This window comes from Bacillus sp. FJAT-29790, from assembly GCF_019039215.1.
GTDB lineage: Bacteria > Bacillota > Bacilli > Bacillales > Cytobacillaceae > Cytobacillus.
Window position 1 is genome coordinate 2443307 of the sequence record NZ_JAHNZZ010000001.1, and the last position, 19450, is coordinate 2462756.

Consider the following 19450-nt stretch of genomic DNA (forward strand, 5'->3'; position numbering starts at 1 on the left):
TGCTCCAATCAACTCAGATTGTTATACAAAACACACTAAAAAAGCAACAAGGTTTACGAGAACAGCCTTATTTTTCAAATGAATGAATGATCATTCATATTTTTATAATAAAAGCCCCATTCCTTTCTGTCAAGGAGACACTATTTTGTATATCATTCTTTATGCCGTTTAAAAACTTTGGGGACAAGCTAAAACAGTTAAAAATAAAGAGCCGAGTGATATCGGTCTCTGCATTAAGCCCGTTTTTCCTCTTCATCTTTTATTTTCCTTTTTTCCTCGTCTACAAGGACTCTTCTCAAAATTTTTCCGACTGCTGTCTTCGGAAGTTCATCTCGAATTTCATATACCCTCGGAACCTTGTAAGCCGCAAGATGCTTCCTTGCAAACTCATTTAATTCAGCTTCATTTACCTTAGCTCCCTCTTTTAGAACAACGTAGGCTTTGACAGTCTCGCCTCGATATGGGTCAGGAATCCCAGCAGCCACTACTTCCTGTATATCAGGATGTTCATATAATACTTCTTCAATTTCACGTGGATAAATATTAAATCCGCCTGCAATGATCATGTCTTTCTTTCTATCAACTACATAGAAATAACCATCCTCATCCATATAGCCAAGATCACCAGTCAGCAGCCAGCCATCTTTTAAAGTCTCAGCAGTATCCTCTGGCCGGTTCCAATATCCTTTCATGACTTGTGGCCCGTTGACAGCAATTTCACCCACTTCCCCAGGTGGCAGTCGTTCACCCGTTTCCATGGATAGAATCGCAGCATCTGTATCTGGCCATGGAACCCCAATACTTCCTTTTACACGCGGATGGTCCCACAGGAAATTAGCGTGCGTAACAGGGGATGATTCTGTTAAGCCGTATCCTTCAACAAGCTTTCCGCCTGTAATTTTCTCGAATTTTTCCTGGATTTCTACAGGGAGAGCAGCAGAGCCGCTAATACAGGAATCAATTGAAGATAAGTCATACTTTTTCAAATCCGGGTGATTCAGTAATCCAATATAAATCGTTGGAGCACCTGGGAATAAAGTCGGCCGTTGTTTTTGAATTGTTTTAAGTGTCGTTTCGGCATCGAATTTCGGCATCAATATCATTTTATAAGCATCCATTACTGATAAAATTAACACGGTTGTCATGCCGTAGACATGAAAAAGTGGGAGAACCCCCAACACAACTTCTTGTCCACGTTTACATTTATAAAGCCAAGCCTTACACATTGCGGCATTTGCAACAAGATTCCTATGTGTTAGCATGACCCCTTTCGGGAAGCCTGTCGTGCCACCAGTATATTGTAATAAGGCCAAATCTTCTTCAAAATCAAAAGGATATTCCTTTATTGTTCGAATCGGCTTTTTTAATATTTCTGTCAACAGATGATGATTGCCTTCATGTTTCACATTAACAACAATTCCATACTGCTTTTTTTGAATAAATGGGTAAACCAGATTTTTGGGAAATGGGAGAAAGTCCTTGATAGCGGTTACAATTACATGCTGTAAATTAGTCTGAGGCTTCACTTTTGTTACTCTTGGAAATAAAATATCCATTGTGATGATCGCTTTCGCTCCTGAATCCTTCATTTGATATTCAAGCTCCCGCTCCATATACAGCGGATTCGTCTGAACGACGATTCCTCCAGCCATCAGGATGCCGTAATAACTAATAACTGCCTGTGGAATATTCGGAAGCATGATGGCCACCCGGTCCCCTTTTTCAATTCCCAGCTCCTGTAGATAGCATGCAAGTTTCATTGATCCATCGTAAATATACTGATAAGTGAATTCCTTTCCCATAAAGTGAATGGCCATTTTATCTGGGGATTCCTCAGCTGCCTTTTTTAAATACGCTTGTACCGGCTGATTCATATATGTCAAAGTCGAGGGGATTTCATCCGGATACTTTTGAAGCCACGGCTTATTGTTTAACAATTCTTTCCCTCCTTTATACCTAAAAATTATTAGAACATTCCCACTGTTCGTTCTTATTATAATATAATGAACTTTACATGACAATTAGAATAAGACAAATCACTCAAAGTAAAATTTATTTTAGATTTGTCCTTCCTTAATAGATAATTCATACATGAGCGTCTGCTCTAAACCTAGTATGTAAATGGAGGTCGGCCCACTTTCACTGCTCTGGTTATTCCTACGTCATAAAGGACAAACTCTGCATAGGTCGACCGGCAATTTATTATTCACAAAAAAAAAACCGCCGTAATGATACAGCGATTTTCCTTTTAAACTTATTTTAATAAAACATTAAGCGATAAATATTAAATATATGGCACCAACGAGTATGAATCCCCCGCAAAGAATCATTAAGACTTTCGCTAATTTCTCCACTGTATCAGTCGCTCCTTAAGATAGCCCTGCCCCGATAATGTATGACAAGCCGATAGAAATGGTCATGGATATCAATCCTACTGCTTTGTTATTATTTGCAATTTCCTCATCGATTTTGAATTTGGGCGTCATAAATTCAAAGATAAAATAACCGAACAGCAATAAAGCGAAGCCAAAGACACCCCAAACAACCATTGTCAGCAAAGAATCATTATGCAAAATAGAATGCCGAAAGATATTGGCAATCCCAAAAATCTTCCCCCCTGTTGCCATTGCAACGGCTACATTCCCTTTTTTAATTTCCTCCCAGTTCCGATATTTCGTGACCAGTTCAAAAACAGCCAGAAAAACAATCATACACAGCACGACGACACTGTAATACCCTGCTGTTCGCACAAATTCGTTTTCCCAAAATTGGTTCATTTCTATTCTCCCCGCCCGTTATTTGAACTCAACAATTGTCACACCTGAACCGCCTTCACCTGCTTCGCCAAAACGGATTTTTTTAACCGCACGATGGTTCCTTAAGTACTCCTGTACTCCTTGCCTTAATACCCCAGTTCCTTTCCCATGAATCACGGACACACGAGGATAGTTGGCAAGCAGCGCATCATCAATATATTTTTCAACGCGAAGCAAGGCATTTTCAAACCGTTCTCCGCGCAGATCAAGTTCAAGATTAACATGGAAGTCCCTTCCTTTTACAGTGGCTAACGGCCTTGTTTCCACTTGTTTCGGACTTTTAATAAATTCCAGATCCTTTTCCGCAACTTTCATTTTCATAATCCCCATTTGCACTTGCCACTCATGATCTGAAGTCTTTTCGATCAAATGTCCTTTTTGTCCGAAGCTTATTACTTTCACTTCATCACCTGGTTTGAATATGCGTTTTGCTGCACCTGGTTTAGCAGGCTTCTTCGATTTATTTATTTTTGGAACCGCCTCTTCCAGGCGTCTTTTCGCTTCAATCAATTCATGCTCTTTAACTTCCGCATGCTTTTCTATTCGCATCTTTCTTAAATCACGAATGATTGTTTCCGCTTCAGCCTTAGCTTCATTAATGATCTCAGCAGCCTTATCAGCTGCTTTTTCATGAAGGACATCTTTTTGATCGTAAAATTCGATCATTTGCTTTTGTAAATCTTTATGCAATTTTTCAGCATTTTTTAAAAGATCATTCGTTTCTTCACGTTCCGCTTCTGCCAGTCTTTTGCTCTCTTCTAATGAAGCGATCATCTCTTCCACTTTATTGCTGTCAGCACTTATATAAGAGCGGGCAGACATAATTACATCGTCATTTAAACCGAGACGTTTGGAAATTTCAAACGCATTACTTCGCCCTGGAACGCCGATAAGCAGCTTATATGTCGGGCTCAATGTTTCAATATCGAATTCTACACTGGCGTTAATGACACCTTCACGATTATACCCATATGCTTTTAATTCAGGGTAATGGGTTGTCGCAATGACTCTTGCTCCGCGTTTATAAACTTCATCAAGAATGGAGATAGCAAGTGCAGATCCTTCCTGCGGGTCTGTTCCTGAACCCAATTCGTCAAATAGCACAAGACTGTCATAGTCAACATTATTAAGGATATCGACTATATTCACCATATGGGATGAAAACGTACTGAGGCTTTGTTCAATTGATTGTTCATCCCCGATATCTGCATAAACAGCCCCGAAGACCGCGGTTTCTGATCCGTCTAAGGCTGGAATTTGCAACCCAGCCTGGGCCATCAACGTACATAAGCCAACGGTTTTTAATGTGACTGTTTTCCCGCCTGTATTAGGTCCTGTTATGACGATGGTCGAGTAATCGCTGCCTAATGTGACATCATTTGCTACTACTACATCTGCTGGAATGAGAGGATGTCGCGCTTTAAATAATGAAATTCTGCCTTCATTATTTACGTTCGGCTTTGACGCCTTTATACGCTTACTGTAACGCGCTTTCGCAAACATAAAGTCAATCTGGCCTAGTACGGCTACAATTATTTCTAGCTCTTCACTATGCTCCGCGACTCTTCCAGAAAGCTCAATTAAAATCCGTTCAACTTCCTGCTGCTCTTTCACTCGTATTTCTTGAAGCTCATTATTTAATTGCACAATTGATTGTGGTTCAATAAATAACGTTTGGCCTGAGGAGCTTTGATCATGAATAATTCCGCCATAATGCCCTTTGTATTCCTGTTTGACCGGAATAACAAAACGATCGTTTCGTATCGTGATGATGGCATCTGAAAGCATTTTTTGAGCGTTTGATGATCGGATCATGCTTTCAAGCCGTTCCCTAACACGTGATTCCTTCGTCCGTAATTGATTACGAAGCGATCGGAGTGTCTCACTTGCGCTATCAAGCACTTCCCCATTTTCATCAATCGCATTTCTAATTGACGTTTCTAACTCTGCTAAAACAATAATTTGTTCTGTATAGTTTAATAAAATAGGCAGATGGCTATTATCGGCTGCAAAATCTTCAATAAATCTTTTTATTTGTCTGCTTGCATGGATTGTACTGGAAATTTGCGTAAGTTCTTGAGGGCTGAGCATCCCGCCAATAACCGATCGTTTCACATGAGGACGGATATCGTAGATTCCCCCCAATGGAACATTCCCTTTTATACGCAGAACTTTAGCCGCTTCATCCGTTTCCTCCTGCCAAAGCACTACTTCCTCAAAGTCGGCAGATGGCATTAAGTCTTCTGCTTTTCTTTTTCCTAAAGAAGAAGATACATGCTCAAGCAATTGCTCTCTTACTTTATGAAATTCAAGTACCTTTAAAACACGTTCCTGCATGAGGAATTTTCCTCCTTTAATTAGAAAAGCGGCAGCGCCTTCGGAACAATCAGAAAGCCGATTGTTCCTGCATTGATATTCTATGGAGCTTTCCTTAGTGCTCAAGCGCTGGATTTAGACACCTTTCTAACTTCAAAAATTTATTTTCTGTCTCGTAAGAATTCAAACAACTCATCTATATTTAGCGCATTAAGGACAGAATCTTTCTTAATCCAGCCCTTTTTTGCCGTAGATACGCCAATTTCCATATGGGCTAGAGTATCGATTTTATGGGCATCGGTGTTTATGACAATTTTCACACCCGCGTCCTGAGCTTGTCTTAAGTATTGGGGCGCAAGGTCGAGGCGGTTTGGATTTGCGTTCAGCTCTAATACAGTATTCGTTTCTTTTGCCAATTCAATCAGCATTTCCATATCCACATCATAGCCCTCCCTCCGGCCAATTAATCTTCCAGTTGGGTGAGCGATAATATCAACATGCGCATTTTTCATTGCTGACTTTAAACGCTCCATAATCTTTTCTTTCGATTGTGAAAAAGAAGAATGGATCGATGCGATGACGATATCCATTTCAGCAAGTAGTTCATCATCATAATCTAGTGTACCGTCAGGCAAGATATCCATTTCAACACCCGACAAAATCGTGATATCATCATAAAGTTCATTTAAGCGCTTAATTTCTTCATTTTGCTGTCTAAGCCTTTCAGGTGTTAAGCCATTCGCCACTTTTAAATATTGGGAGTGATCGGTAATCGCCATATATTTGTAGCCCAACTTCCTGCAAGCTTCAACCATTTCTTCAATTGAAAAAGCTCCATCACTCCAAGTGGAGTGCATATGAAGATCTCCTTTAATATCAGTAAGAGAAATAAGATCCAGATCAGCAGAATACTCATCCACTTCTTTGCCGTCCTCTCTAATTTCAGGAGGAATAAATGGCAGTCCAAAATGGGCATAGAATTCTTCTTCCGTTGAAAAAGCAGTCATTTCGCCCGTTTCGTTATTTTCTACTCCGTATTCGCTGATTTTTTCTCCGCGTTCTTTAGCCAGTTGACGCATTCTCACATTATGCTCTTTCGATCCCGTAAAATGATGGAGTGTTGTCGCAAATTCGTGCGGTTTTATTAGACGGAAATCTACGGAAACATCATAGCTATGTTCGAAAATAACGGAAACCTTCGTATCACCGGCTGAGATAATTTCCTTTATATTAGATAGACTTAATAGTTTTTCTTTTATGGCTGAAGGATTATCAGTTGCGATAATAAAATCCAAGTCCTTAATTGTTTCTCTCATGCGCCTTAAACTTCCAGCTCTTGAGTATTTCTCAATTTCATTCATTTTGCTTAAATGTAATTCAATTTCTTCTGCAATAGGAAGCATATATGCTAGCGGAAGCCGTTCCGGCCTTGCTCCAGCATTCTCAAGAGCCGCCAGGATTTTCTCTTCCGATTTTTTGCCGAATCCAGCAAGAGCTTGTACTTTGCCATTACGACAAGCATCTTCCAAATCGTCAGCATTCTCAATTGCCAGCTCTTTATAGAGCTTAGCAATTTTTTTACCCCCTAAACCAGGAAGCTGAAGAAGAGGGATTAGCCCTTTTGGGACTTCTTCTTTAAGCTCTTTTAATACGGACGAGTTCCCTTCCGTGATAAATTCCTCTATAACCGCAGATGTCCCTTTCCCGATTCCAGGCAATTTCGTAAAATCTTCTATTTCTGTCAAACTAAGATCATTTGCTTCCAGGGCTGCTGCTGCTTTTCGGAATGCAGCCGTTTTAAAAGGATTTTCACCCTTCAACTCCATATAGATAGCTATCATTTCAAGGAGCCGAATGACATCTTTTTTATTTACACTCATAAGATACACCGCCAGTAGCCAGTTTAATTTCTATTTAAATGTTTTACTTTCTTTTAATCTTTAAGTAAAGACTCATTTCGCATATATTGTTGTTTTAGCCTTGAAATTTTGCCCGTTGATTTCCGCTGCGGGCACTTGCTTTCCGCGGGGAGGGACGGGAGCCTCCTCGGCGTTACCGCCTGTGGGGTCTCCCGTTCCCTCTATCTCCCGCTGGATACTGAATTTACATCCTTGAATCTGCCCACGCACGAAGGAAAAGCGATAGCATTTTCGAGGAGTCAAGTGCCCTCCGCTCCAATCAACTTAGATTATTAAATAATAATTACATTATAATAACAACAAACTTTACGAAAACAGCCAATTAAAAAGAAAACTTCTCCACTGTAGAGAAGTTATGCTGCAAAATATGCAATCCACATTTCTTTGAGTTGCTGTGAGAGAATTGGTGTGTTTTTTACAATTGCTTTTGCCAAAAATGAATCGTTTAAGTGCATCTGAATCGCGTCCATTGGTACTAATGCAGCTATGTATATTAAAAGAAACATGATAAGATAAACTTCAATAAATCCTAATATTCCACCAGCCCATACATTCAGTTGTTTAAGGACGGGCAAGTTCGTAACAAAATCAAGCATACTTCCAATAATCTGAAGGATGATTTTCACAGCAAAAAAAATCACGACAAAGGCGATGGCGCGATAGTAGGCATCTTCAAGGTTAGCATTATCAAAAAGCAATTGAGTCGCTGAACCGCCGAAACTCGGATATGGCACCCATAAGGTAAGCTTTGGTGCAAGCTTTTCGTAATACATATTTGCAATAATAAATGCAATAATGAAGCCTGTTAAATGGATTAACTGGAGAATAAAACCTCTTTTTAATCCTACAAAAAAACCTAAAATCAATATAATTAATATTGCGAGATCTACCATGACTTATTCAGTCCTTTACTCTTTTTAATTCATTTTCCAGCCGCTCTAGACGATCCTTTACCTTAATATAGTCATTAACGGCATTGACTGCTGTTAACACAGCTAATTTGCTACTATCCAAAGTAGAATTCTTGGAGCTAATTTCACGCATTTTATCATCAACCATTGAGGCAACTAGACGAATATGGCTTGGGCTTTCGGCACCAATAATGATGTATTGTTGTCCGTAAATATCAACACTTGTGCGGTTTTTTTGTGTATCTGACAACATTCATGCCCCCATTCTTTAGAATCCTAAACAATATCATAACACGAACAGAAAATCGTGGGAAGTGGAAGCATGGCAAAAAAGTCAGAACACGTAATCGCATCATTAAAAACAATTAAAACACAGAGATCAGATTTGATCACTGAACCCGTAAAAGGAGCAAATAATCATGAGTCATGTTGTACTTATAAAGGAATTGAATGAGATTTATGAAATGAAGGTATATTATCGGTCCTATCTTTCCGATAAACTTCCGCCTGGGAGCGTATTCGCAGCGAAAACCCCCTCGTGCTCGATTACTGCCTATAAATCAGGGAAAGTTTTATTTCAAGGGAGCAGTAGTGAATCCGAAGCAGGGAAATGGGGAAATACAAAGCAAACTGCCCAGCCTGCTAAAAAGAAAGCTTCTGTGACGACCGATCTGCCTGAGAACATTGGATCTCTTTCAGTTGTAGGTTCCGACGAAGTAGGTACTGGTGATTATTTCGGCCCGATTACCGTTGTTGCCGCTTATGTGAAGAAGGAGCAAATTCCGTTACTAAAAGAGCTTGGTGTCAAAGATTCAAAAAACCTGAATGATGAGAAGATCATTAGTATTGCCAAAGAAATAAAGAGTATTGTCCCTCATAGTCTTTTAACATTACATAATGAAAAATATAACAAGCTGCAAAAATCAGGGATGTCACAGGGAAAAATAAAAGCATTGCTGCATAACCAGGCAATCAGCCATGTTCTTAATAAAATTTCACCCGAGCAGCCTGAAGCGATATTAATTGACCAATTTGCCAAAAAAGAGGTTTATTATCAGTATTTGAAAAACCAGACAAACGTTCAAAGACAAAATGTTTTTTTTAGTACAAAAGCAGAAGGCGTTCATCTTGCCGTCGCCGCTGCCTCGATCCTGGCACGATACGCATTTGTCCGCCATTTTGAAAACTTGAGTAAAGAAGCCGGGTTTACACTCACAAAAGGAGCCGGGGCAAAAGTTGACCAAGCTGCGGCTCGTCTCATTCATGAAAAAGGCAAAGACGCTTTGCCTGTATTTGTGAAGCTGCATTTTGCCAATACGGAAAAAGCGCTGCAGATTTATGAGAAAAAATACCGGCACTGAGCGCTTATTGCATTACAGGTGTAGATGCAATTGCGTTTTCGTTTACACTTTCACTCCAAAAAGTATCTATCCCTTATTCTCGCGTGATAGGAAACGATTGAAAGGTTTGTTAGCCTAGTATCGGAAAAGCTGTTAACTCTTTAATGAAGAAAATGGGATGCCTCGAATAGCATCCCATTTTCTTTTATCCTCTTAACGCTACCCCTGCCTTCTCTTCACTGCATATTTAATACATAATCTAATATCTAAATTCCCACTCTTTAGAATCATTCAAAAACGCATTTCCCTTGCCTGATACCAAATTTCCCCTGCGATATAAATCACTCTGAAATCAATTCCTTTTTTTATGAATACCCCATATCTTGAATTTTAATTGAGTATAGTTATCAATTATCATATTTTCGTAACTTAGTTATCAACATTATGTGAATAAGACCAATGGGAACAAAACTGCTGATAAACAGATGCTATACTAATGATAATAGTATTGTGATATATTTCACAATATTCAATTGAGATAACAACACTTACCTAAGGGGTGATTAGAATGATCATGAATTTTACGGATAGCATCATACCCCGTATAAAAAATAAGGCCTTAATTGATTATTCACATATCTATTTTTCTATTAAAAATGAAACATTAAATGCGATAGAATCTTTCGGATTACCATTGGAAAAAGCCGAATTAGCAGAAAGAAGGAAAAGGAAACAGGACGAGCTTAGAGCTTCAGGGGCATTATTTAGAAATAATAATAAAAGCATCGTTTCAAACGGAAGAATTTCAAGTGCATGCGAAGCTTGCCAGACAGGGACAGGAAGTTATACAACATTTGTCTCCTTAAAATGTCACCGTGATTGTTATTTTTGCTTTAACGAAAACCAAGATAATTATTCGTTTTATGTGTCAAATCATAAAAACGTAAATAAAGAGCTCACAGAATTGCTTGCAAGCGGTGTCCACCTAAAACATCTTGCCCTAACAGGGGGAGAACCATTGCTGCATAAAGCTGAAACAATCAACTTCATACGATTGGCCAATGAATTAACCCCTGAAACGTATACAAGATTATACACAGCAGGCGATCTTCTTGATGTGGAAACCCTGCAAAGTTTAAAGGAATATGGCTTGGATGAGATCCGCATTAGTATAAAAATGGACGACTCTCAGCAAAAGAGAAAACATGTTTTGAGCAAAATAGCTTTAGCAAAAGAGTATATTCCGAAAGTATTAGTTGAAATGCCAGTGATTCCAGGAACAACTGAAGAAATGAATGAACTTTTACTTGAGTTAGACGAGCTTGAGATATTTGGGATTAATCTGTTGGAATTTTGCTTCCCGCTTGGAAATGCAAAAGCTTTTCAGACCCGAGGTTTTGAACTTAAGAATCCACCTTACGAAGTATTTTATAACTACTGGTATGCAGGTGGGCTTGCCGTTGCTCAAAGTGAGCAAATTTGCTTGGAATTAGTTGAATTCGCTATGGAAAAGAAATTAAAGCTTGGTGTTCATTATTGTTCATTGGAAAACAAATTTACAGGCCAAATCTATCAGCAGAACTATGATCAAAAACTTAGCGAAATGTACACTTTCTCCGAAAAGGATTACTTTTGGAAAACAGCAAAAGCATTCGGCAAGGACCAAAAGAAGGTGCAATCCATTCTTGAACAACATCAAATTCCATTTGAGATCAATGAGACTTATAACTTTATCCAATTTCCAATCCACGCCATTCAATTATTAGGAAAGAACAATCTAGATCTAATTATTTCTTCTAATGTCCTAGAACATAAAGAAAATGAAACGGAAATCCGTGAAGTGAACATCGAATGGACCACGCCAAGTTTATTCGAAGAAATAGATATATAAAGTGAATCTGCAATAAAAATTTGATAAAAAAGGTGATGGAAATGAACGGTACCGCTATTCCTATGCAAGAAGCAGTAAATATTTTTTATGCTAGGCAATATGCGTATGACATATTGCGAAGATTTTTTCTAGAAGAGCCTTCCAAAGCATTTTTAAAGGAATTCGTCCAAATAAATATGATCGATTTCTTCCCGTTTAAGGAAGATTCAGAAGGGATTCAAGAAGGTATCAAAGATATCAAGGCTTTCCTTTCCAGCCATGATGTTGTCAATATTGAGCGCCATTATCAAAAGTTACATTGGGATTATACAAGGATGTTTATTGGCCCATTCGAGGTGCCAACCCCTCCATGGGAGTCTTCTTATGTTGGCAAGCATGGCTTGCTATTTCAGGAAACGACGATGAATATACGAAAACGCTATGAAAAATACGGAATTGAAGTACGAGGTTTTAATGTTGAGCCAGATGATCATATTGGGTTTGAGCTCGATTTCATTTACCACTTAAATGAGCTATGTTTCAAAGCTGCTGATCCAATGGAAGAGTGGGGATTACCTGAACTCCGGCAGTTACTCATAGAGCAAAAGAATTTTGTGGATACTCATCTACTTTCATTTGTTCCAACATTTAGTCAGGGTGTTATTAATGAAGCTGATACCGATTTTTACAGAGGATTAGCAAAAATTCTCCACCAATTTTTACTAATTGATTCAAACATTCTTAAAGGTCTTTTATCCACAGAAATTATTTAAGGGAGAGCGGTATCATGATTGATTTAATTGGAAAAATCAAGGATTTCAAGATGTCAAGAAGGTCATTTATCGGCTGGACTACTGCTGTTGCTGCAACGGCAGCGATTCCTGTTGGCCGCGGTCTCATTGCAAAAGCTGAACCAAGTTTTGGCACTGAGGCAGCTGGTGGAGAAGGTATATGGAAAACAGCCGCTTGTTGGCATAACTGTGGCGGGCGTTGCTTGAATAAAGTACTCGTCAAAGATGGAGTGGTCGTTCGTCAAAAGACAGATGATACGCATGCAGACAGTGCAGAATTCCCACAACAAAGAGGCTGTTTGCGTGGACGCTCACAGAGCCAACAAATTTTTGGTGCTGATCGTCTGAAATATCCGATGAAACGAAAAAACTGGGAGCCTGGCGGCGGAAAAAAAGAACTCCGCGGGAAAGATGAATGGGTTCGAATTTCTTGGGATGAAGCATTAGATTATGTCGCTGATGAAACAAAACGAATTGCAAAAAAATATGGAAATCAAGCCATATGGGGTGCCGGCAACTATGGTGGGCATCATGTAAATATGCTCTCAACAATTGGAGGGTGTGTATCTGATTGGCGTACATCCTCATATGGAGGCTGGCTGCTAACGAGCCCACATATCGGTTCTTCAGAAGGATACTCTGTACCACCGATCAATGACCGATTTGACTTGCAAAATTCACAACTTATTGTCCTATGGGGAGCGAATCCGGCATGGAGCTCTCCAGGAATGCCAATGAATAATTATTTAGAAGCAAAGAAAGCTGGCGCAAAGTTTATTGTGATTGATCCGAAATATACGGATTCCGCTCATGTTTTTGACGCAGATTGGATCCCTATTCGCCCCGGAACCGATGACGCTTTAATGTTGGCTATTATGAACGTCTTAATTGAAGAAGATGATCCGATTAATAATCCTTTAATTGATTGGGATGTTTTACACCGTTGTACAGTCGGCTTTGATGCAGATCATATGCCTGATGGAGCAGATCCAAAGGATAACTTAAAAGATTATGTATTGGGAACATATGACGGCCAGCCCAAAAATCCGCAATGGGCTTCTGAGATTTGCGGTGTAAATCCTTCAAGAATTCGCCAGTTAGCTAGACAAATTGGGGGAACTGAAAGAGTAGCATTGTTGACTGGGTGGGCATCTGCCCGGATTAACAATGCTGAGGGCGTAGTCCAAGCTTTCATGACTTTAGGTTATATGACTGGGCACATTGGCAAAAAAGGAAAAATGACAGGATTATCTGTTCACTCTTTTGCGGCTAATGGCGGCCCTGCATTAGTTGTTGGCGGTGGAGCTGGATTGCCAGCGGTAAAAAATCCGATCACAGACTCGATTAATACGTCAGAAGCCTATAAGGCTATTAGCGAAGGCAAATACGTAAGTCCAAATGAAGGAGAAAAACCTCTAAACATTAAAATGATTTATCATGAAAGTCAATCTATGAATTCAACGCTCGGATTAACAAAAGGGATTGAAGTCCATAGAAACATGGAATTTGTTGTTTCTAATGCCTATGTGTTAACCACTCATGCTTTATATTCAGATATTGTTCTCCCAATCACAACTGAGTGGGAAAGAGAAGGTGGTCTCCTTTCTGGGAACCGTGAAATGTTAATTGTTCATACGAAAATTATTGACCCTTTATACGAAGCAAAAAGTGATCAGTGGATAGCAAAAGAATTAATCAAAAGATTAGGCAAAGATCCGAGTGAAATATACCCGATTAGCGAAAAGCAGCAGTTTTTTAATCAGTTAGCTGGAACAACAGTCATGAATGAAAATGGCGTTGATTATGAGCCTCTTTTAACGATTACGAATAGAGATATTAGTGATTGGGACGTTAACGGAACTCCTCAAAAAGGAAGAATTACATTAAATGAGTTTATTAATAACGGAATCTATCAAGTAAAACGTTCCAAAGGTGATCAACTTGGATACATCGCTTATGAAGATTTTGTAAGAGACCCAGAGGCAAACCCATTAACAACAAAAAGCGGGAAGTTTGAAATCTATTCAGCATCCTTGCATGAAGCCTCTAAAGGTGCTTGGACTGAAATTGCACCGATTCCTAAATATGTTCCTAAAGTCCATGGTTATGAAGAGACATATAAAGATTGGAAGAGTAGGAAGAAAGGAAACTATCCTTTCCAATTAATGAATCCCCATTACTTAAGACGCTCACATAGTACATTAGATAATGTCCCGTACTTGAGAGAAGCATGGCCAAATGCAGTTTATTTAAATAAAAGCGATGCAGAAAACCTAAATATAAGTCAGGATGATACTGTGCTCATTACGAGCGCATATGGAAAAACATTGCGCCCAGCCTTCATTACAGAAACCCTTATGCCGGGAGTCGTTTCACTTCCTCATGGACCTTGGGTATCGATGGACGAAAACGATGAGATTGATCAAGCAGGAGCAGAAAATATAATTACAGGATCACTTGCAACTGGCCTTGGTACGGAAGGATATAATACGCAAGTTGTAAATGTAGAAAAATGGAACGGTGAGCGCCTTGAAGCAGATTACAAACAACCGCAAAGGATTATTAAATATCGCTAACGTAGAGGAGGGATAACCTTATGGAACAATTAGGATTTTATATCGATGTTGCGAAATGTATTGGATGTAAAACTTGTACTGTCGCTTGTAAAGATGTTAATAATTTGGAAGTCGGCAGAAATTTTAGGCGTGTTTATGATTTTGAAGAAGGCAGTTTTCCAAAGGTGTCTATTTTTCATCTCTCGATATCTTGTAATCACTGTGATCAGCCTGGCTGCATGAAAGGCTGTCCAACAGGCGCCATGCATAAACGAACTGAAGATGGTGTCGTTGTCGTCGATCATGATAAATGTGTTGGCTGCAGATATTGTGAGTGGAACTGCCCATATGGCGCTCCACAGTATGATGAAGCACTTGGTAAAATGACAAAATGTGATACATGCCTATCATTAAGAGAAAATGGCGAAGAACCTGCTTGTGTAACTTCTTGTCCACTGCGTGCCATCGAGTTTGGACCAATTGCTGAATTACGCAAAAAGTATGGAACAAATGCTAATGTAAAGGGCTTACCAAACTCTTCGATCACAAATCCGAACTTAGTGATTGGCGGAATAAATATCTAAAGTTAAAAGGAGGGATATGAAATGCATGAATGGGCATTATTAATTTTTACACTTTGTGTACAAACAGCGATTGGCGGAATGTTCATGCTGTGGCTATTTCATCGCACGATCAGCAAAAATGGTGAGGAAAAGGCATTTGTGGTTTTGAAAACGCCACTACTCATCATTGCAGCTTTATCATTAATAGGTTTAGCAGCTTCTTTTTCACACTTAGGAACACCCAGCAATGCGTTTAATACAATTAGAAACATCGGGTCTTCATGGATGAGCAGGGAAATTCTGGTGACTGGAATGTTCATAGGAGCAACTTGTTTAACAGCGGGTTTAGCGATCGTTCAAAAGAAACTCAATCCCTTACTCTTGCTCGGAACCGCAATCATCGGGTTTGTTGATATTTACTGTATGGCAAAGATTTACGCGAATTCATTAGTAAGCGGATGGAATTCCATTAACACATTTACATCTTTCTATGGAACAGCATTCCTTTTAGGTGCAGTACTCGTAGCCAGCATCACAACTCCTGCCCTCCGTTCAAATAATATGGATGATGCAGCAAAAAATCTTATAAAGCTTTCATTTTTCACAGCGCTTTTTGGTATCGCCATTCAGCTTGTTGGGGTGGCTTTATTCCCGGCAGCAATGACAAGTATCCATATCATTGCTACAACTGCTGCTACTTCTGTCCTTGAGGGGTATGAAGGAACCATTGCTTTAAGATGGATCATTGAAATCATTGGGCTAATGCTGCTGGGCTATACGGCACTTGCACCAGCAAAAAAAATTCATGTCACTGTGACATTTGCCGCATTAATCGCAATCGGGTTCGCAGAAGGCATGAGCAGATATGTATTTTATGTACTAGGTTCATAGCTTTAAATTTCAAGAGCTTTAATTGATTCGCGTAAAAAATAAGCAGTAGAGGAGTGGCTTTGATGGGATTACTAAATAGGTGGATTGAAAGTCTCGATTATGAATTTCAAGTTTTGCAGTCTTGTACCCGCCATCAAAGCCCTCACTCTACATGCAGCAAATGTATCGAGAGTTGTTCTGCTGGTGCAATTTCACTTAAAAATGGCAAACCTATTATTAGCAAAGAGCAGTGTACAGAGTGCGGGGACTGCATTGTTACGTGTCCTGTTCAGGCAGTTGAAGGTTTTTTCCCAAAAAGAACGATTATCCACAATCAGTTTATCGTGGATAATGATCGCCCACCTGCTTTAAGGGAATTACTCGGATATTATAAAAAAGGAGTAACGGAACTTGTATGTGAACAAGGCGAGCTGAATGTAGACTGGCAGCTCAAACTTGCAGAAGCAAACGAAATGCTAGAAAAACTGGGTGAAGCTCCCTTTTCAGTTCGCTATAACCAAGTGGAGTTACAAGAAGAAACATATACACGAAGAGCATTATTTTCTATTTGGAAAAAAGAAGCTCAATCGACGATGAAGCAAATGGCACCTGCAAAGTGGCGCTTTAACCACGAGGATCTGGATATTGCGCAATCCTTTCCAAACTACCAATTCGCAGAAATAATGATAAATACGAGTAAATGCACTTTGTGCAAAGCTTGTCAGATGCTTTGTCCGAAAAAATGTTTGCAAATAACCGACACCCATTTTACCATTTCTGCTCAAGCATGTTCCGGGTGTCTCCTATGCCAGGATATATGTCCCGAAAAAGCCATTATTGTTAAAGAGCAAATTTCATTAGCTAAAGGTATAGTCCATTCGCTTTATGAAAATGAGTGCAAGACATGTAAAAAAAGCTTTCAAACACTATCCGAACATGATGAAAAATGTATCATATGCAGAAAAAAAGAAGAGTTTGGTGTCTTTTTATAATGGAATTAAGCTTTTCATGCAAAGAGAAGGGCCTTGGTAAAAATAACCAAGGCCCTTCTCTTTGCTATTTCATGTTTTTGATGATCAGCCTCTTAATACTGCTCCTGCCTTTTCCTTCACAGCATTCAATACTTTATCGTGTGCTTTCACGACATCCTCATCTGTTAATGTACGTTCTGGATCAAAATATTTTAATGAGAATGCGATCGACTTCATGCCAGGTTCCATGCGTTCACCTTCATATAGGTCAAAGACATGGACTTCTTTTAATAAAGCTCCGCCTGCCTCTTTAATGATGTTCTCGAGATCGCCAGCGGCTTTTTCCTTATCCACAACAAGTGCAATATCCCTTGTAATCGATGGGAAACGCGGGATTGCTTCATAGTGTAAAGGTGATACTTCCGCTTCTAAAATGGCTTTCAACGATAATTCAAATACATATGTTTCTTTTAAATCAAGTTCTTTTTCTACTGTCGGGTGTGTTTGGCCGATGAACCCAACAGATGTTCCAGACAAGTAGATTTCAGCCGTTCTTCCTGGATGCATGCCGGCTTTTTCTGACTGGCGGAACTCTACGGCATCTTCAAGTCCAAGCTTTTCAAATAAGCCTTCAAGGATTCCTTTTAAAACGAAGAAATCAACTGGCTTTTTCTCACCTTGCCATGGATGGCTTTGCCATAAGCCTGTGATTGCACCAGCAAGATGTTCACGTTCTTCTGGCAATTCATCCGTTCCATTGGACAAGAATACAGCACCTGTCTCATATACAGCAAGACTGTCATTTTGGCGGGCTGCGTTATATTTTAACACTTCTAAAAGCTGAGGAACGATGCTCAACCGCAGAATGCTGCGATCCTCACTCATTGGCATCGCAAGCTGTACTGGTTCCCGGTTTTCAAGGGCATATTGTGTTGCCTTTGCTTCATTAGTCAGTGAATAAGTAACTGCCTGATATAAGCCTGAACCTTCTAGATAGCGGCGGACCATTCTCCGTTTACTTTGATACGCTGTAAGATGACCTGGTGTTGATGAACCGATTGGAAGGGTCGATGCCAAGTTATCGTAACCATAGAGGCGGCCAACCTCTTCAATTAAATCTTCTTCAATCACGATGTCTCCGCGACGCGTTGGTGCGGTTACAGTGATTGTATCGTTGTCAGTACTTGTTTCAAATTGGAGACGGGCGAAGATATCTTCAACGTCTGTCATCACCATTTCTGTTCCTAGTACACGGTTTATTTTTTCCAATGTCACTGAAACGACTGCTGGTTCAACTTTAAGTGTATCCGCTTCAACAGATCCTTCTAACACGTCTCCGCCTGCATATTTCGCAAGTAATTGTGCCGCTCTTTCTGCAGCTGCTCTTGTTCTGTTCGGATCCACACCTTTTTCAAAACGTGCGCTTGCTTCACTTCTTAATCCGTGATCCTTCGAAGCTTTTCTAACCGTTGCTCCTGTAAAATAAGCTGATTCTAAGAGTACTGTTTTCGTGTCAGATTGAACCTCTGAATTTGCTCCGCCCATTACGCCTGCAAGAGCAACCGGCTCTTGGCCGTTTGTAATCAGAAGGTGATCGGATGTTAATGTCCGTTTTGCATCATCAAGCGTTTCGATGACTTCACCATCTTTCGCACGGCGAACGAGGATTTGTTTTGAACCAAGTCGGTCATAATCAAAAGCGTGGAGCGGCTGGCCGTATTCAAGGAGAATATAGTTCGTAATATCGACCACATTATTATGCGGGCGAATACCAGCAGCCATCAATCTCCCTTGCATCCAAAGTGGTGATGGACTGATTTGCACATTTTTGATTACTTTTGCCACGTATAGTGGATTATCTTCTTGCGCTTCGACAACTACTTGAATATAGTCAGAAGCTTTTTCCGCGGATTCCTCATGGTCTGTTGTTGGAAGCTTAACTTCTCTTCCTAAAATCGCCGACACCTCATAAGCAACTCCGAGCATACTTAGGCAATCAGCGCGGTTCGGTGTTAAACCAAGCTCAAGAACTTGGTCGTCTCGATGTAAAAGCTCGATCGCGTCTGTTCCTACTTCTGCACCTTGATGGAAAACATAAATTCCTTCAGAATATTCCTTCGCAACAAGCTTGCTTTCAATTCCAAGCTCTTGAAGGGAGCAAATCATGCCATTCGATTCTTCGCCGCGCAGCTTCGCCCGTTTAATTTTAAAATTACCCGGAAGCACTGCCCCCACTGTGGCAACTGCAACTTTTTGGCCTTTATCAACATTTGCTGCCCCGCAAATGATTTGAACCGGTTCTCCCTCACCAATGTCTACTAAGCACTTGTTTAATTTATCCGCATTTGGATGCTGCTCTCTTTCTAGGACATGCCCAACAACGACACCGCGGATTCCTTCATTCAAAACGTCTACGCCTTCTACTTCAATACCGCTCTTCGTAATTTTTTCTGCTAATTCTACAGGGGTTACACCTGATAGATCGACATAATCCTGCAGCCATTTATATGAAACGTACATGTAATGTC

General features: G+C 39.9%; 14 protein-coding genes. 7 read left to right on the forward strand and 7 right to left on the reverse strand.

Going from position 1 to position 19450, the window contains the following annotated elements:
- Nucleotides 1-233 precede the first annotated feature (233 nt).
- The 6 genes from BGM26_RS11565 to zapA form a co-directional block, all read right to left on the reverse strand.
- Nucleotides 234-1937 carry a long-chain-fatty-acid--CoA ligase gene (locus BGM26_RS11565; protein ID WP_217039964.1) on the reverse strand — a complete coding sequence of 568 codons (1704 nt, stop codon included), beginning with the start codon at nucleotides 1935-1937 and terminating at the stop codon, nucleotides 234-236.
- A 432-nt stretch (nucleotides 1938-2369) separates the two neighbouring features.
- Nucleotides 2370-2777: a DUF350 domain-containing protein gene (locus tag BGM26_RS11570; protein ID WP_217039965.1), complete on the reverse strand. Its 408-nt coding sequence runs from the start codon at nucleotides 2775-2777 to the stop codon at nucleotides 2370-2372.
- 18 nt (nucleotides 2778-2795) lie between these two features.
- Complete coding sequence (locus BGM26_RS11575) at nucleotides 2796-5153, reverse strand: endonuclease MutS2 (protein ID WP_217039966.1); 2358 nt, start codon at nucleotides 5151-5153, stop codon at nucleotides 2796-2798.
- 140 nt (nucleotides 5154-5293) lie between these two features.
- Nucleotides 5294-7012 (reverse strand): DNA polymerase/3'-5' exonuclease PolX, encoded by a 1719-nt coding sequence (gene polX / locus BGM26_RS11580; RefSeq protein WP_217039967.1) that lies wholly within the window; start codon nucleotides 7010-7012, stop codon nucleotides 5294-5296.
- A gap of 392 nt (nucleotides 7013-7404) precedes the next feature.
- Nucleotides 7405-7944 carry a CvpA family protein gene (locus BGM26_RS11585; protein ID WP_217039968.1) on the reverse strand — a complete coding sequence of 180 codons (540 nt, stop codon included), beginning with the start codon at nucleotides 7942-7944 and terminating at the stop codon, nucleotides 7405-7407.
- A gap of 7 nt (nucleotides 7945-7951) precedes the next feature.
- Nucleotides 7952-8212 (reverse strand): cell division protein ZapA, encoded by a 261-nt coding sequence (zapA, locus tag BGM26_RS11590; protein ID WP_217039969.1) that lies wholly within the window; start codon nucleotides 8210-8212, stop codon nucleotides 7952-7954.
- A 169-nt stretch (nucleotides 8213-8381) separates the two neighbouring features.
- Between zapA and rnhC the strand changes: the two genes are divergently transcribed.
- The 7 genes from rnhC (at nucleotide 8382) to BGM26_RS11625 (ending at nucleotide 16943) form a co-directional block, all read left to right on the forward strand.
- Nucleotides 8382-9323, forward strand: coding sequence for a ribonuclease HIII (gene rnhC, locus BGM26_RS11595; protein ID WP_217039970.1), 942 nt, complete (start codon nucleotides 8382-8384; stop codon nucleotides 9321-9323).
- 547 nt (nucleotides 9324-9870) lie between these two features.
- Entirely contained in the window at nucleotides 9871-11193 is a 1323-nt protein-coding gene (locus tag BGM26_RS11600) for a radical SAM protein (protein ID WP_217039971.1), read from the forward strand.
- Nucleotides 11194-11234: 41 nt separating this feature from the next.
- Nucleotides 11235-11945, forward strand: coding sequence for a TorD/DmsD family molecular chaperone (locus BGM26_RS11605; protein ID WP_217039972.1), 711 nt, complete (start codon nucleotides 11235-11237; stop codon nucleotides 11943-11945).
- Between the two features lie 14 nt (nucleotides 11946-11959).
- On the forward strand, nucleotides 11960-14539 hold the full coding sequence (locus BGM26_RS11610) for a molybdopterin-dependent oxidoreductase (protein WP_217039973.1): 2580 nt from the start codon (nucleotides 11960-11962) through the stop codon (nucleotides 14537-14539).
- A gap of 20 nt (nucleotides 14540-14559) precedes the next feature.
- Entirely contained in the window at nucleotides 14560-15102 is a 543-nt protein-coding gene (locus tag BGM26_RS11615; RefSeq protein ID WP_217039974.1) for a DMSO/selenate family reductase complex B subunit, read from the forward strand.
- Between the two features lie 21 nt (nucleotides 15103-15123).
- On the forward strand, nucleotides 15124-15972 hold the full coding sequence (locus BGM26_RS11620; protein ID WP_217039975.1) for a dimethyl sulfoxide reductase anchor subunit family protein: 849 nt from the start codon (nucleotides 15124-15126) through the stop codon (nucleotides 15970-15972).
- 62 nt (nucleotides 15973-16034) lie between these two features.
- Nucleotides 16035-16943: a 4Fe-4S binding protein gene (locus BGM26_RS11625; RefSeq protein WP_217039976.1), complete on the forward strand. Its 909-nt coding sequence runs from the start codon at nucleotides 16035-16037 to the stop codon at nucleotides 16941-16943.
- 84 nt (nucleotides 16944-17027) lie between these two features.
- Here the strand turns inward: BGM26_RS11625 and pheT are convergent, their stop codons facing one another.
- Nucleotides 17028-19442, reverse strand: a complete 2415-nt coding sequence (gene pheT, locus BGM26_RS11630; protein WP_217039977.1) for a phenylalanine--tRNA ligase subunit beta — start codon at nucleotides 19440-19442, stop codon at nucleotides 17028-17030.
- Nucleotides 19443-19450: the final 8 nt, after the last annotated feature.